This window comes from Fuerstiella sp., from assembly GCA_022447225.1.
In the GTDB taxonomy this organism is placed as follows: Bacteria; Planctomycetota; Planctomycetia; order Planctomycetales; family Planctomycetaceae; genus S139-18.
In genome coordinates this window covers 309,602-323,883 of sequence record JAKVAZ010000008.1, presented here as the reverse complement: position 1 = coordinate 323,883, position 14,282 = coordinate 309,602, and the positions used below count along the sequence as shown (strand labels likewise).

The window sequence follows — 14,282 nt, the reverse complement described above, 5'->3', positions numbered from 1 at the left end:
TGTCGACTATGATTCGTCTTCGTGCATGTTCATGGAAGGTGCCCCCACCAGGCAACCACCGTCGCACAGGATGGAGGACCCGGTCAGGTAGTCCGCTTGGGCTGAGGTCAGAAACGTGACGACGTTAGCCACGTCGTCGGGGGTCTGCATCCGGCCGCGGGGGATGATCCTGCTGAATTTCTCGCGAAATTCGGGGTGTTCTTCCATCTCCTGTTTCGACAACCCGGCATCCAGAATCCCGGGGGCGACGACATTGGTGGTGATCCCGTGCGGCGCCAGTTCGATCGCGATGCAGCGTGCCAACATCCAGACGCCCGCCTTGGAGACGCAATAAGGGGTGATCAGCTGATAGGGGACATCCTGAACCCAGGAACCCATGAAGATGAATTTCCCCTGATGTTTTTCGGCAATCCACCGACGAGCGACGGCCTGACTGACGTGAAAATATCCATTCAGATTGATGTCGATATGTCGTTGCCATTCCTCAACGGAAACATCCGCGAACGGCTGATCGTTGGCCACACCCGCATTGCACACGCACACGTCCAGTCGTTCGAACGTATTCCAAAGCGTTGTCAGGGCCGTTTCCACCATTTGCCGATCCCGCACATCCGCTTCCAGGTACAGGACGTTCACTCCCTGATCTCTCAGCGGAGCAAGCCGTTCTTCGGCGACTTGTGTGGAAATCACATCCAGCACAGCAATGTCGAATTCACGAGCCGCCATTTGACGGGCAACGGCGAGGCCGATGTCGCCGGCACCTCCCGTGATCAAAACGGACTTCGACGAGTTTTCTTGGTTCATTTGTTGAGTTCCGTATCCACCTGCTGCGCCGGGTCCACACCCAGGATGCCGCCGACCTCGTAAGGGAAAGCGTGTCGACCAAAACGCTCAGGTTTTTCATGTTTTGGCCAGCCGGCCTGATTGAAGCGGCGCGGACGGTCCAGCAGGTAGTTTGCGTAGATCTTTTCGGAATAGGCTCTGTGTTCCGAAACCGCCTCCGCGCTGTACTGATAGCGTTTCAGACGTTCGGGATCGAGCGTCAGTCCGTGTCCGGGACAGTCCGACAGCTGCAGGTGTCCACCGGTCCAGTCGAACGGTCCACCGGTGATCACATCATCACTGATTGTAATGGTCTCGTTGTCGATTGGATGGCAGCGGCGCGGTGTCGTTCCCAGGTAGAGTCCCGCACTTTCGGTGTCGTAGACCACTGCCGACACCATTGCTGCCCGAAACGCCAGTTGCAGGCAGAGTTCAAAGTTACTGTGTACGGTGATGTGCATACCCATGAATCGGCTGAGTTCGGCCAGACGCCACAGACCCCACGGTCCCAGACCGATGTCCGGCACCGAAACGTCGGCGGCTTCGTAACGTTCCAGCATGTACCAGTGAGGTTCCCACTGATTTGACATAACCGATGCACCGGGCGGATGTACGATGGGTGGCGTCCACCAGTGGCAGGACAGTGGTGTCCGCAGACTATGACGCAGTTCCGTCATCCTGCGGAAATAATATTCCGACTGATAACTCCCCCCGGTGGCGCTGACAGCGGGAGGCTGTTCGCCCTGAGGATAGAAACGCCGGGGCAGCAGTGCGTTCACCGGTTGTTCGATGTATTCCGGTTTACAATCCTCAAGCTGCGGAAGAATGCGGCGCGCTTCCTGAAAATTCCAGGTGCCGTGGGCATCAATACGAATCTCCGTATCGGGACCCACCTTTTCCCGGATGCGATGAATCAGATCCACGTAGCTGTCGGGATCGTATCCGGTCATGGAAACTTTAATCGACGGGAACCCCCTGTCGGCCCAGGCTGCTGCGTGGTCAGGCCAGCTGTCAAGGGTGACTTCTCCGTGACCGCTGGCGTCGGGAAAACGTTGCCAGGTGTACGCAGCCATGGGCACTTTGCGCGGCACTGTGCAGTCGCGTTCAAACAATTCAGCCCACAGGACATGCAGGGGTTTTTTCAATACCTGGCCGACCAGGTCCCACCATACCATGAACAGTGGTTCCTCCAGATCCGGATCAAGCAGGTTTTTGTGAGGGTTTTGTTTGAGGCGTTCAAGGCAGGACCGTGTGTCATCACCCACATCGATGGACCATTCTCCGGTTCCCACCGGTCCTTCATTTGTCCGGATCTCGACAAATGCCCATGACACGGCCGGCAAAGCCTGCCAGCCCGGTGTGTAGACCCCCACCGTCGGGATCAGTACCTTGTGGACCTTGATCTCGCCCACCGTGAGTCGGTGTGGCGCCAGCCATGCAGAAAGTTTTTCGCGGAACCCGGCAACCCGGCGGACGAGCACCGCATTGAAGTCTCGCACATCATCTACGTTGATGTTCAGCTCGATTCTCCTTCCAAATTGGCCAGGTATTTGGTCTCGTTCAGAATGTCCGGAAAGACGCACAGAACAGGAAACCGAAAGAGTTTATCGGGAAACATCAGGGATGGGCAGGTTGCGAACCTGTTTCTGTAACATCGACTGAAGTATTGAAAGATCCGGGGTAACCAATCGAAAAAAGGCCGGTTAGCGTCGAGGCTCAGTCTGCCGTCCCACCGGACTGCATTTCTGTCCTTCTTTCCGGCAACGAAATGTTCGGTCGTCTCCGACAATCACAGTACGGTCGGCCTTTGAATCTACTGTGACCGGTTTACTGCCGAGGTCGGGACTGTGTACGCAAATATTTCCGGCTGCGGTGATGGAGTTGTTGATTGCCTGGCAGCGTCAGGTACTCAGTAGTTTGGTCACGGGTTTGTCGGGAACACAGGCTGATGTTGTGATGGCATGTGATCATTACAGATGAGTGATGTGAGTGGCCTCTGAGGTCATTGCTGAGGCGAGACCCAGACCGGTCGAAAAAAGCCGACGAAAAAAAACGGACTGTGATTTGGTCGGGGACACGGGGGGGCTCAGCCCGTGTTAGAGAAACTTGTTAACGGGCCGCCGGATCAAGGGGAACAGGATTTGAGTGTCACCAGGTGTGTCTGATATCAACCGCGGCGGCATCTGCCCGACATCAAACCATTTAATGACTTGCATCAACTGCAACTGCCACGATCACAGGTCATCTGGTAAGATCAGGGCACACAATACATCATCTGGCACTTGTAGAAGGGGGCGACCCATGGACCGCAGATCTTTCGTTCACACGCTGGGAGCAGGAGTTGCGGGAGCAGCAGCCATCACGCCGGTGCAGGCCCGGAACCAGGGATCCGGTGCTTCCGCACCCAAAAAGGTCCGTATGCGGCTTGGCAGTCAGCGGTCTCACCACGACCCCAGCGGAAACATTATGTCGGACGAACTGCTGCAGTTCTGCGTCCGGCACGGCGTCGAAGGAATTTGCGGCTTCCCTACGATCTCAGAAGAACGTCGCTGGGACCTGGACGAACTTCGTTACATGCAGGATGCCTGTGATGCATCGGGACTCAAACTGGAAGTGCTCGGCGGGGCTCTCAGTTCCGGCACACTTTACGGGCCGTTTCCGAATATTCTGCTGGGCAAAGATCCGCAGCGGGACCAGGAAATTGATCTGTTCTGTGACATGATTCGCACCGCTGCCAGGGCCGGGATCCCCTGTGTCAAATATAACCTGAGCATCATGAAGGTCACTCGAACAAAACCCACGCCCGGTCGGGGCGGTTCAGAGTACAGCACATGGGTGTATGACAAGGCTCCCCAATTACCACTCACACGTGCCGGTGAGGTACCCGGTGATCTGTTCTGGGAGCGGATCACGTATTTTCTTGAAAGAGTCGTGCCGGTTGCGGCAGAGAACAAGGTTCGACTGGCTCTGCATCCGCATGATCCCGGCATGCCTCCGCAGGGTTACCGCGGTATTGATCGTGTGCTGGGGACTGTCGCCGGGATGAAGCGGTTTGTGGATATTGCCGAGAATCCTTATCACGGTCTTAATTTGTGCATCGGCAGCACGGCGGAAATGCTGTTCGACCCTGCAGGTGAAATCGTGGATGTGATTCGCTACTTCGGCGAACGAGACAAAATTTTTAACATCCATTTCCGGAATATCCGCGGCACCCGTGACAATTTTGCAGAGGTGTACCCTGACGAAGGTGATATGAACATGCTCACTGTCATGCAGGCCCTCCGCGATGTTGATTATCCCTATCTGGTCATGCCTGACCACATGCCTCACCATAAGGACGACCCGCGAGGACGCCAGGCGTTTGCCTACGGCTTTGGTTATATCAAGGCACTTATTCAGGTGGTGGGCAACGAAGTCTAAATTGGTGGCTGTCCGGACAAGGCTCAGCGGATACCTGTTCGTTTGAGTCCGGTTCGATGATGGCGTACACGATGGCGTCAAATTGTGGAGCCGTCTGTTTGGGGGTGGAGCCGTCTGTTTGGGGATGGATTTGTGTTGAGATCTGGAACACGTCCCCATGTGTCCGGAATACCGGTTCCGGAATACCGTTCCGGACTATTGAAACGTTTCGGTGCTGTCAGTGGAAAGATCTGTTGACCGAAAATTTCGGATGACGGGGTTTACTGCCATTTCCATACGGTGAGTGCGTTCAGCTCACGAACAAATAATTGTCGGTCCGCAGCTGCCAGGTGGCCCCAGGTCTCTGATTCGCTGATACGGCGCCGGGACAATTCGCGATATTCGTCGGGACTCGCATCGATCAGACGCAGTTCCCCGTTTTGATCCAGTGCCAGCAGACGTTTGCCGTTGGAAACCATGCTCCAGTATTTACCGAACGGCCGAGTGGTCCAGTTCGTTTCACCATTCGCAGGGTTGATACAGGTCAGTCGTCGGTTCCGCAGGTGTAGAAAAACACGTCCGTTGATCACAGCCGGAGACGACATGTAGCCCTGTTTGCTGGTATTCCAGGCTTCTTTGACCTGAAATCCGCTGTCTGACCTGGTCACTTCATAAAGAAACGTTCCGCCACCATAGGTACTTGTGAAAACGGTGTTTCCGACTACTGTTGGAGTGAGAATGTTCATGCCGCGAAACGCTTTGACATTGCGGGACCACAGCCGCTGTCCGGTTTTCAGATCCAGCCCAAAGAGTGATTTTCGGCTTTGCACGACCAGTTGGCGATGGCCTGCAATGGTTGCCATCACAGGAGAAGAAAAAGCACTGGTGCTCATTCCTGACCCCAGCAACCCGCCGGATTCGGGTGTTGATCGCCAGATGATTTTGCCGTCGGATTTATTCAGTTTCAGGACTGACGCAGCCGCCTGCAGATAGATAAATTCACCGTCCGGCAGAGGCGAACAGACCGTTCCGAATCCCGGAACAGCCGCATTGAATGTTTTGACAAAGTCCACTCGCCAGTTTTCGTGTCCGGTTTCAGCGTTCAGACTGACAAGAACATCGCGAATTCCGGCCACATACAGATTTTGACCGTCGCTGGCGGGTGTTGAACGAATCCAACTTCCATTTTCCCTCGCGAAGAAGGGGACGTTCAGAGATCCCTGCCATTCGGCTTTCCAGAGTTGTTTGCCGGTTCGGCGATCCAGTGCTCGTACAACTTCGTCAGTTTTTGAAAGTGTTTCAGTTACGAAAACACGAGGTCCTGAAACGATGGGTCCCGAATAGCCGGGCCCCAGAGAAATTCGCCACGACCGTGTGAGATGTTCCGCACTCAGTGAGTCCGGCCACTCTGCCGGTGTGGAGATTCGACAGTCACGGGTGGGACCTCGCCACTGCGGCCAGTCTGCCGATTGTGTGTCAGCGGATGCGAACAACAACAAGCCGATGGTCAAATATCGGGGCATGTCTAATCACCAGTTAATCTTCAACTGAATCCGAATGACGCTTCTCTAGTTTAGACGCAGCGGACAGAATGCCCAGCTGTTTCAGAGTTGATTTGCGGACCATGTGATGTTCGAGAACCTAATCAGACCAATGATTCAGATCAACCCCACAGATGCCGGCACAACGATACTCACGGCAGAGCAGCAATTTTGTGGTTCGGTGGAATCCGTATTTGCCTTCTTCGCCGATGCAGGGAATCTGGAAGCGATTACTCCCCCGTGGCTCAAATTCCGGATTCGAACACCGCTGCCCATCGATATGCAGAACGGTACTCTCATTGATTACCGTTTGCGTCTGCACTGGATTCCGATTCGCTGGCGGACGGTGATCTCCGAGTGGGACCCGCCCTTTCAATTTGTTGACACTCAAATTCGAGGTCCCTATCGATTGTGGCGGCACACACATACATTTGAGGAATCAGGTAACCAGACTCTGATGAAGGACATGGTAGAGTATTCGGCTCCCGGTGGTCGTCTGGTCAACCGGCTGTTGGTCGAGCCGGATCTGAAAAAGATATTCCGTTATCGACAACAGTGTCTGGCAGAGAAGTTTTCAGCAACCAGGTCCCCTGTCGTTTGACAGTGGATTCCTCTGAATGTTGGCGGCTTTTGGATTCGAACTGGAAACGCGGGGCGGTCGAGACGGGTTCCGATGCAGACGACGTTGTTGACCGGCTGGCAGTTTTGACCGCAGTCTGTCCGGTCAGGATTCGTGTGAGGTCTCTGGCCGCCCGGGGAAAAACGCGTTTGTTCGGGAAATGTAATCGGCGTATTGTGGCTTTGTTTTTTTCAGTGTTTTCTCCAGCAGCGTGACCCCGGAGATTCGCATCAGAAACAACGACATCACGGCTGGACCGATCACTGTCCACCAGGCTCCACTGGCTGACACTGCAACGAAGTACAGCCCCCACCAAACGAGGAAATCCCCGAAGTAGTTGGGATGTCGTGTGAAACGCCACAATCCAGTATCGAGCACCTTTCCTGAACTGTCTGGATTCGCTTTGAATTGAGCCAGTTGCCAGTCGCCGACGGTTTCGAAAAATAATCCGATTGCCCACAGAGTCACCCCGGGGATCCGGAGCCAGTGCCAGCCGGAATCGATCGTAATCGCACCCCACTGCAGAGGCAGCGATACGATCCACATCACAACACCCTGTAATCCGAATATCGTCACCAGACTGAGCATTGGAAAAGTTCTTCCATGGCGTTTCCGCATGGCCTGGTAACGGTAATCCTCCGGCTGGCCATGATTTCGCCATGCCAGATAGCAAGACAGTCTCAGGCCCCAGACGGAAGTTAGCAACGGCAGAAGCCAGCCTGCGGACCCGGATGTCGTCAGAAAAGCGGTCCATCCAGTGAGTACGAAGCCTGGTCCCCAGATGAGATCCACGATGCTGACATCTTTGAGGCACAGACTGATGATCCATGTCAAGATCATCAAAGTACTAATGACGCATGCAGAATTGGCAACTACGCTGAAGAGTTGTTCGGACATCGCTCAAAAAGATAGTGGGACACGAACCATTCATTTCCGCCATTGAATTTAAACAATTCTTCGCAGGCCATGAAGAACAGACGCCAGCGGTGATGCCAGCGAGTTGCCTGCTCCTGACCGTAACATTCAATTAGCACGGGCCGCAGGCTGTCGGACGCCGCATCCTGGTTTTCGAGCCAGGCTCGACACGTCTTTGCGTAGTGTATTCCATTCCAGTTCCATTGATTGATCAGTGACATTGGACCGTCACATTTGGGTAAAAGATCCACACTGGGCATCATGCCTCCGGTGAAGAAATAGCGCCCCATCCAGTTATCTTCTCCGTCTGTTTCGAAAAGATAGGGAGTCTTTCGATGACAGAAGATGTGAACGAGCAATCGGCCCTGCGGTCGCAACCAGTTATAAATTCGTTGTAAGAGTTTCTGATGGTTACGCATGTGTTCAAACATTTCCACAGAGACAATTCGGTCGAAACGCTGATCTGATTCGAAGTCATTCATGTCGGCAGTCACCACCGTCAGGTTTCTGAACCCCAGTGACGTTGCCTGGTGCTGAATATATTCGCGCTGAGATTGTGAATTCGAAACGGCGGTGATGCGGCTCTTTGGAAATCTCTCCGCCATCCACAGTGACAGTGAACCCCATCCACAGCCGAGTTCGAGAACATCCATGCCATCGTGCACATCAGCATTTTTACAGGTGCGTTGCAGTGCTTCTTCTTCTGCAGCATTGAGGCTGTCCACTCCGTCCGGCCAGCAGCAACTGCTGTATTTCAGCCGTGCACCGAGAACCTGTTGAAAAAATGATGCAGGAACTTCGTAGTGCTGGTCATTTGCCTTCTCGGGGACCACCGCGATGTCTTCTGAGGAAGCAGACTTGAGGAATTCGCTAAACCGGTATTCGTCCGATCGGTTTCTCAGATCGCGCAGTCGATTTCTTAGCAGTCGGCGAATGCCCAGCCGGATCAAAGAATCCGGCAGGCAGCCGCGTTCCGCTGCCCGCAACAGTATTCCCGGAACCCGGTGACGACTTTTTGGTGCAGTCATCGATTGACCGGCTGATGATAAGGTTTGTCCCATACGATCTGTACTACTCTGACGGCCTGTTCAAGAAAAGCAGCTTCGCAATAACATAAGTAATACTCCCACATACGAATGAATCGGTCGTCGAAACCCAGTTTCCGTACATCACTGATATGATCAAAAAACTGATGTCGCCATTCCTTCAGCGTTCTGGCGTAGTGTTCGGAAAGATCTTCCAGTGACTCAAGCCGCAGATTTGACGTTCGGCCTACAGAATTCTGTATTGCGGACACCGATGGCAGAAATCCTCCTGGAAAAATGTATTGCTGAATAAAGTCGACAGATCGTCGATAACTGTCATATCGATCTTCGGGCATAACGATCGCCTGGATCACGAAACGTCCGCCGGGTTTGAGCAACCGGGCACAGTGTTGGAAATAGGTGTCAAGGTATTTCTCGCCAACCGCCTCCACCATTTCAATGGAAACGATTTTGTCATACTGCCCGTCAAGGTCACGATAGTCGTTATTCAGCAGTTGCACGCGATCGGATATTCCCGCTTCGATGATTCGACTGCGGGCTTTGCTGAACTGGGCGTCGGAGATTGTGGTCGTCGTCAGTCCGCAACCGAAGTTCCTGACAGCGTGCAGTGCGAATCCACCCCAGCCGGTGCCGATTTCCAGGACCTCATCGGTGGGTCTCAGATCCAGTTTGCGACAAATGCGGTCCAGTTTGGCGACCGATGCCTGGTGCAGGGATGAATCACTCGTTTCAAACCAGCCTGACGAGTACATCATCGTCGGGTCCAGAAACAGCTCAAAGAACTCGTTACACAGATCGTAGTGAGCTGCAATGTGGCGTCGACTGCGCTGTCGGGTGTTGCTGTTGATTCGAAAGGCCACACGATTCAGGACCCGTGACAGTACGGCCAGTCCGGAGGAACCGGCAGGGACACGAGCCAGATTGCGATACAGCATCCGCAGCAGGTCAGTCAGATCGTCAGTCTGCCAGTAGTTCCGCAGGTATGATTCGGCCAGTCCGAGACTGCCTCCGGCGGCCAGCTGACTGAAGAAGCGAGGGTCATTTACAATCCACTCCGTCTGCAGTTCTGTTGTGCCGGGACTGCCACAGGCGATCTGTCGTTCCGCGTCGACATAATGGATCTGGCCATCTTCCAGTTTTTCCAGCCAGGACAGTACGATTCGACGTGAGACACGCTGAATCCAGGTCAGAGTGTTGATGCCGCCTGTCTGCTGCGGAGTGGTCGTTAGACCGGAAGACTGCGTCTGTGATACAGCTTGGATTGATTTCGTACTGGAAGTCATTTCGTTGTTCTGAAACGGGTGGAATCCATGCAGTTTGAACACGGGTGCCCTTCCACAGGAAGTTGTGGTCAGGCCGGTCTGCGTCGACGGGGATGAGGGACAAATGGTGCACGCCGCAGCCACAAACGCAGTGCCTGCCAGTAGATGGCAAGGACAACCTGAACTGTCATCAGCGGAAAACGCAGCAACATGAGGATCGCACTCCAGGGGGACAGCCGGTGACGTTGCAGCAATAGTTTGGTATCAAATAAACGACCCTGGCAATCGTGACTGGTGATACAGACCGAAGTGCGGACTGCCGGAACTGTCAATCGCCAGTGATAGGTCATTTCCATCTCCATGAACGGCGAGACATGAAATTGTTTGTCGTTTTTGAAACGGATGACGTGATCCTGTTGTTTACAGGCAATCACGTAGCAATGTCGTTCGTTCCAGGGTGTATTAGTGACTTCCGCCATGACGGCTTCAACACGCGTATCTGATTCGTCAAAACAGTAGTAAATTGAAATTGGATTGAACACGAAGCCGAAGTAACGGACATGTGTCAGCAGACGTATCGGGCCATTCACACGCTGTCCCGTGTGTTGGAACACGGTATCACGCACACATACTGACAACGGACGTGTGGGGTCTCCGTGATAATCGGCTCGTCGAAACCGGACCAGACTGAAGCGTTTTGTGGACCAGATCCGTGGAATCTGAAACACTCGTTCAATCTCGTCCAGGTCAAGGTACATCAGAAATAACCGGTTTCTGAACAGGTGCCGTACGGGACGTCGGCGGTGGTGCTGGATCATTCCCTGGTAAAGACAGCTGCGCAGTTGTTCAGAGTCGCTGTCCGACGACGTTTTCTGCTGACGGTTTATCAGTTTCCTGGACGATTGTTTCCGGGGGGCCAGTGGCATTAAGCATCTCCCGGAGATGTGGCGTTAGACGAATCCACGGGCGAGATGTTGTGGCGTCGGACAATCGACGGCGATGCTTCCGTATCCGCGGTCCAGCCGGAGATTCCGAATTGTCTGCAAACCGCCAAGGCGCTGAGCACTCCGTCTTCATGAAATCCGTTGCGCCAATAAGCACCGCAGAACGATGTCCTTCGATGACGAATCACTTCGGGATGACGTTGCTGGACAGACGTGCGCTGCGTGGTGAATTGTGGATGTGAGTAGCGGAACTCTGCCAGAACCTTTCCGGGGTCAATCAGGTGTTGTTCATTGAGTGTGACGCAAAATGTATGTGGGGACTGAATGTGCTGCAGGATGTTCATATTGTACGTCACAGCAGGACGGACGGAATCCTGTCTGGCAATGTGGTAATTCCAGCTGGCCCAGGCACGTCTTCTGACTGGAAGGACTGTTTCGTCTGTGTGAAGGACAGCAGTATTGGAACTGTAAGGAAAGGCAGAAAGCAGTTCTGTCTCCAGCTGATCAGCGTCGCTCAGCAGGCGAAGAGCCTGGTCACTGTGGCAGGCGAACACGATTTCGTCGAACTTTTCCTGACCGTTGCGGTGACAGACGGTCACATGGTCCATGGCGCGATGAACCGACGACACCGGGCAATTCAGCTGAATTCGGTGTTCAAAAGGGGCTGACAGGCGTCGCACATATTCCCGCGACCCGCCCTGAACGATTCGCCACACCGGACGATCTCTCAGGCTGAGTAATCCGTGATGAACGTAGAATTCGAGGATAAAACGGATTGGGAACTGAGCAAAATCTCGACACGGACAGGACCAAATAGCGGCTCCCATTGGCAGCAGGTACTGTTCAGCGAACTGCCTGGAGTAACCTCGTTCAGCAAGATAGGTGGCCACGGTCAGTTCGGGTGACACAGTGTGGCAGTCGCGAGGGCCCTGTTGGTTAAAGCGGTGAATGTCCCGCAGCATTTTGAGGAACGACGGGCGGACCAGATTCCGTCGCTGAGCAAAAAGTCCGTTTAGCGACGTACCATTGTATTCCAGTCCCGTTCGGTCGCAGCGGACGCTGAAACTCATTGACGTGGGCTGCGTTCTGACACCCAGGTCGTCGAGAATGCTTGAGAAAACAGGATAGGTCTTATCGTTGTAGACGATGAATCCCGTGTCGATGTGATGAACCGTGTCGTCTACTGGCACCGAAACCGTATTGGAGTGACCACCGATTCGGGAATCGGCTTCAAATACAGAGACCTGGTGGTCCCGCATCATCAGGCGAGCGCACACAAGGCCGGAGATCCCCGATCCGATCACAGCAATACGCACACGTTTCTCCGGCCACGGTTGATGTACCACCAGATTTTTAGACTCCGGCCACGGCCTGACCAGTGGTCAATGGGGTGCCACTGGATTTCAGCGAAAATAGCTGGCTATTGCGCTCGCAGGATCCCCGTTTTTCCAGGTTTGAGACGACCTCAGGAATTGTGCCGGGCCGACTCGTATCAATCGATCTAAATTGTGTGGTCATACACCTGAATCAGTCTAAAATTGTTAAGCAGGCAATGCACCAGGTAAGATGAAGGATCAGTGGTTCATGATCGGGCCCCCACCGACTCCAAAATACTGATTCGAAGGTTTTCCGTTATTTTTGATTCCATTTTGGGTGTTTGTGGTCACTCAAAAGCTGAGGTTGAGTTGGCTGATCCGGACATTCAGTTCATTCCGAATGACAGCTTTAAGTCAGCATCGGAACGTGATTTTCAGGAAATTGACGGAGTCCTGTATGCTGCCGAAGCTGGCCGACCGGGCCCGCTCGACCCAGGTCAGGCAGCGGAAACATTTCTGAGTGCACTGGAAAACAGTCGATTATTGTCATTTGAAGGTGAGCAGTTTCTGTTCAAGAAACTGAACTTTCTGCGATTTCGCGCCAGTGCCCTTCAGACAACTCTGCACGCGAAAAATCGACCTTCTGCGAAAAAGTTAAAAGAAGTGTCGCGATTGCTTGCTGATGCCGAAAAGACACGGGAGGAAATTGCACGGGCAAACCTGCGACTGGTGGTATCGATCGCAGGGAAACAGGCTTCTTCAGAGGATGAACGTGAAGAGTTCGTTGCTGAAGGAAATGCGATTCTGCTGAATGCGATCGACAAGTTTGATTTTGCCCGAGGATATAGATTCAGCACCTATGTAACCCACGCGGTTCAGCGACACCTCTATCGATTGATGAATCGGCGAAACAGGCAGAAACGGCGAGAAGTGACTGAAAAGGAGCTGCTGTTATCAAATGCTTCGACAGATGACACCGACATTCCGACTCCCGAAGACATCACCGCGGCGGCTGACAGTATTCTGACTCAGTTAGACAAACTGCTTGATCCGCGAGAGTGTGCCATTGTGCGTGGACGGTTTGGGCTTGTCCCGTCCGGGAGAGGTCAGTCGTTGCGCGAACTGGGTGAAGAACTGGGAATCAGCAAGGAACGAGTTCGGCAGATTCTTCAGAAGAGTATTGAGAAACTTGGAAGGGTGGCCCAACCGTTTGAAGCAACGTTTGGGCCTAAATAGTTATCTGTACGGTGATACAATATGAATACGACTTACCAGCCGCGACCATGGATGAGCCCTCTGTTAATCGGGGCTGGTCTCTACAATTTGTTGTGGGCCCTGATCGCGATCGTGATCCCCAATAGAATGCTGGGCTGGCTGGGTGTGGAAACGACTGCGGTCTCCGTACATTTCTGGCAGTGTATCGGGATGATCGTTGGTGTGTACGGGATAGGCTATTTGATTGCCGCTCGTGGTCCTTACCGACACTGGCCAGTGACGCTGGTGGGACTTCTGGGAAAGATCTTCGGGCCGATTGGTTTTGCATTCGGTGTTGCGGGAGGGACGTTGCCGGCGTCACTCGGCTGGACAATTGTGACCAATGATCTGGTCTGGTTGATTCCGTTTGCCATGATTTTGTGGGGCGCTGTGCGCTACCACCAGGCGATGTCATCGGCATACGACATGCCCGAAGCTGATGATCCTATTCGGGAATTGAGCACCAACGATGGCAGACGTCTGGATGATCTGGCAGATCAACAGCCACAGCTTGTTGTTTTTCTGCGAGATACGGGCTGCATGTTTTGTCGCGAAGCATTGGCAGACATTTCAGCCCAGCGGACTCAGATTGAGGCGGCTGGATGTGGTATTGTTCTTGTCTATCCTGGCGAGGATGACCCCAATCATGTTTTTTCCGGGTACAACATGCACGATGTTCCAAGAATTAGCGATCCGTCGTTGCGGTTGTATCGTCAGTTCGGCCTGGAACTTGGCGCCTTTGCAGAATTGTTAGGCCTGCGTGTGTTGGTCAGGGGGCTGTTCGCCGGTTTACTGCATGGACATGGTATTATCCGTCGCAACACTTTTCAGATGCCTGGTGTGTACCTGTACCATTGTCGTCATATTCTTGGCGGTTTTCGGCATGATCGTGCTTCGGACAGGCCGGACTATTTTGCCCTGGCACAACAGGTTCAGGCGACGCCTGATTCAGTCGTTGTCTGATATGACAAAGCCGTCGTACACGGAGTCTCAGTTCTTGTCGTGTTTTTGAAGAACAGATAACTGCGTCATCGTCGCACGTTGGCGATTATCTGCTGACCAATACCTGTCCGGATGGACGGTAACGGAAAAATTTTTTTTTTCACGATCTCCTGACCGTCATGAAGGACTCAGATGACGGTCCCCTCCGATTGTTGTCGCAAA

Annotated in this window: 12 protein-coding genes; 4 read left to right on the top strand and 8 right to left on the bottom strand. The window is 53.5% G+C overall.

Going from position 1 to position 14,282, the window contains the following annotated elements; all coding sequences use genetic code 11:
* Positions 1-6: 6 nt before the first annotated feature.
* Together MK110_10560 and MK110_10555 are read right to left on the bottom strand one after the other, a co-directional pair.
* A complete protein-coding gene (locus tag MK110_10560; GenBank protein ID MCH2211735.1) occupies positions 7-804 on the bottom strand; it encodes an SDR family oxidoreductase in 798 nt (265 codons plus the stop codon).
* The gene (locus MK110_10555) at positions 801-2,321 is read right to left on the bottom strand and encodes a mandelate racemase/muconate lactonizing enzyme family protein (protein ID MCH2211734.1); all 1,521 of its coding nucleotides are present in this window, start codon (positions 2,319-2,321) and stop codon (positions 801-803) included. The genes MK110_10560 and MK110_10555 overlap by 4 nt, the downstream gene beginning before the upstream one ends.
* 802 nt (positions 2,322-3,123) lie before the next feature.
* Here MK110_10555 and MK110_10550 point away from each other — a divergent pair.
* A complete protein-coding gene (locus tag MK110_10550; protein ID MCH2211733.1) occupies positions 3,124-4,242 on the top strand; it encodes a mannonate dehydratase in 1,119 nt (372 codons plus the stop codon).
* A gap of 260 nt (positions 4,243-4,502) precedes the next feature.
* Here the strand turns inward: MK110_10550 and MK110_10545 are convergent, their stop codons facing one another.
* Positions 4,503-5,744, bottom strand: a complete 1,242-nt coding sequence (locus MK110_10545) for a PQQ-binding-like beta-propeller repeat protein (GenBank protein ID MCH2211732.1) — start codon at positions 5,742-5,744, stop codon at positions 4,503-4,505.
* A 130-nt stretch (positions 5,745-5,874) separates the two neighbouring features.
* On the opposite strand from MK110_10545, the gene MK110_10540 reads away from it, so the two are divergent.
* The gene (locus MK110_10540; GenBank protein MCH2211731.1) at positions 5,875-6,363 is read left to right on the top strand and encodes an SRPBCC family protein; all 489 of its coding nucleotides are present in this window, start codon (positions 5,875-5,877) and stop codon (positions 6,361-6,363) included.
* 123 nt (positions 6,364-6,486) lie between these two features.
* Here MK110_10540 and MK110_10535 read toward each other — a convergent pair whose 3' ends face one another.
* From MK110_10535 to MK110_10515, 5 genes are all read right to left on the bottom strand, one after another.
* Positions 6,487-7,278, bottom strand: coding sequence for a DUF1295 domain-containing protein (locus MK110_10535; protein MCH2211730.1), 792 nt, complete (start codon positions 7,276-7,278; stop codon positions 6,487-6,489).
* Entirely contained in the window at positions 7,254-8,324 is a 1,071-nt protein-coding gene (locus MK110_10530) for a cyclopropane-fatty-acyl-phospholipid synthase family protein (protein MCH2211729.1), read from the bottom strand. The genes MK110_10535 and MK110_10530 overlap by 25 nt, the downstream gene beginning before the upstream one ends.
* Entirely contained in the window at positions 8,321-9,625 is a 1,305-nt protein-coding gene (locus MK110_10525) for a cyclopropane-fatty-acyl-phospholipid synthase family protein (protein ID MCH2211728.1), read from the bottom strand. The genes MK110_10530 and MK110_10525 overlap by 4 nt, the downstream gene beginning before the upstream one ends.
* Positions 9,626-9,693: 68 nt before the next feature.
* The gene (locus MK110_10520) at positions 9,694-10,422 is read right to left on the bottom strand and encodes a DUF1365 domain-containing protein (GenBank protein ID MCH2211727.1); all 729 of its coding nucleotides are present in this window, start codon (positions 10,420-10,422) and stop codon (positions 9,694-9,696) included.
* Between the two features lie 107 nt (positions 10,423-10,529).
* A complete protein-coding gene (locus MK110_10515) occupies positions 10,530-11,894 on the bottom strand; it encodes an FAD-dependent oxidoreductase (GenBank protein ID MCH2211726.1) in 1,365 nt (454 codons plus the stop codon).
* 231 nt (positions 11,895-12,125) lie between these two features.
* Here MK110_10515 and MK110_10510 point away from each other — a divergent pair, with 231 nt between their 5' ends.
* Together MK110_10510 and MK110_10505 are read left to right on the top strand one after the other, a co-directional pair.
* Positions 12,126-13,100: a sigma-70 family RNA polymerase sigma factor gene (locus tag MK110_10510; GenBank protein ID MCH2211725.1), complete on the top strand. Its 975-nt coding sequence runs from the start codon at positions 12,126-12,128 to the stop codon at positions 13,098-13,100.
* 21 nt (positions 13,101-13,121) lie between these two features.
* A complete protein-coding gene (locus MK110_10505; protein ID MCH2211724.1) occupies positions 13,122-14,081 on the top strand; it encodes a redoxin domain-containing protein in 960 nt (319 codons plus the stop codon).
* The last annotated feature ends 201 nt before the right edge of the window (positions 14,082-14,282 follow it).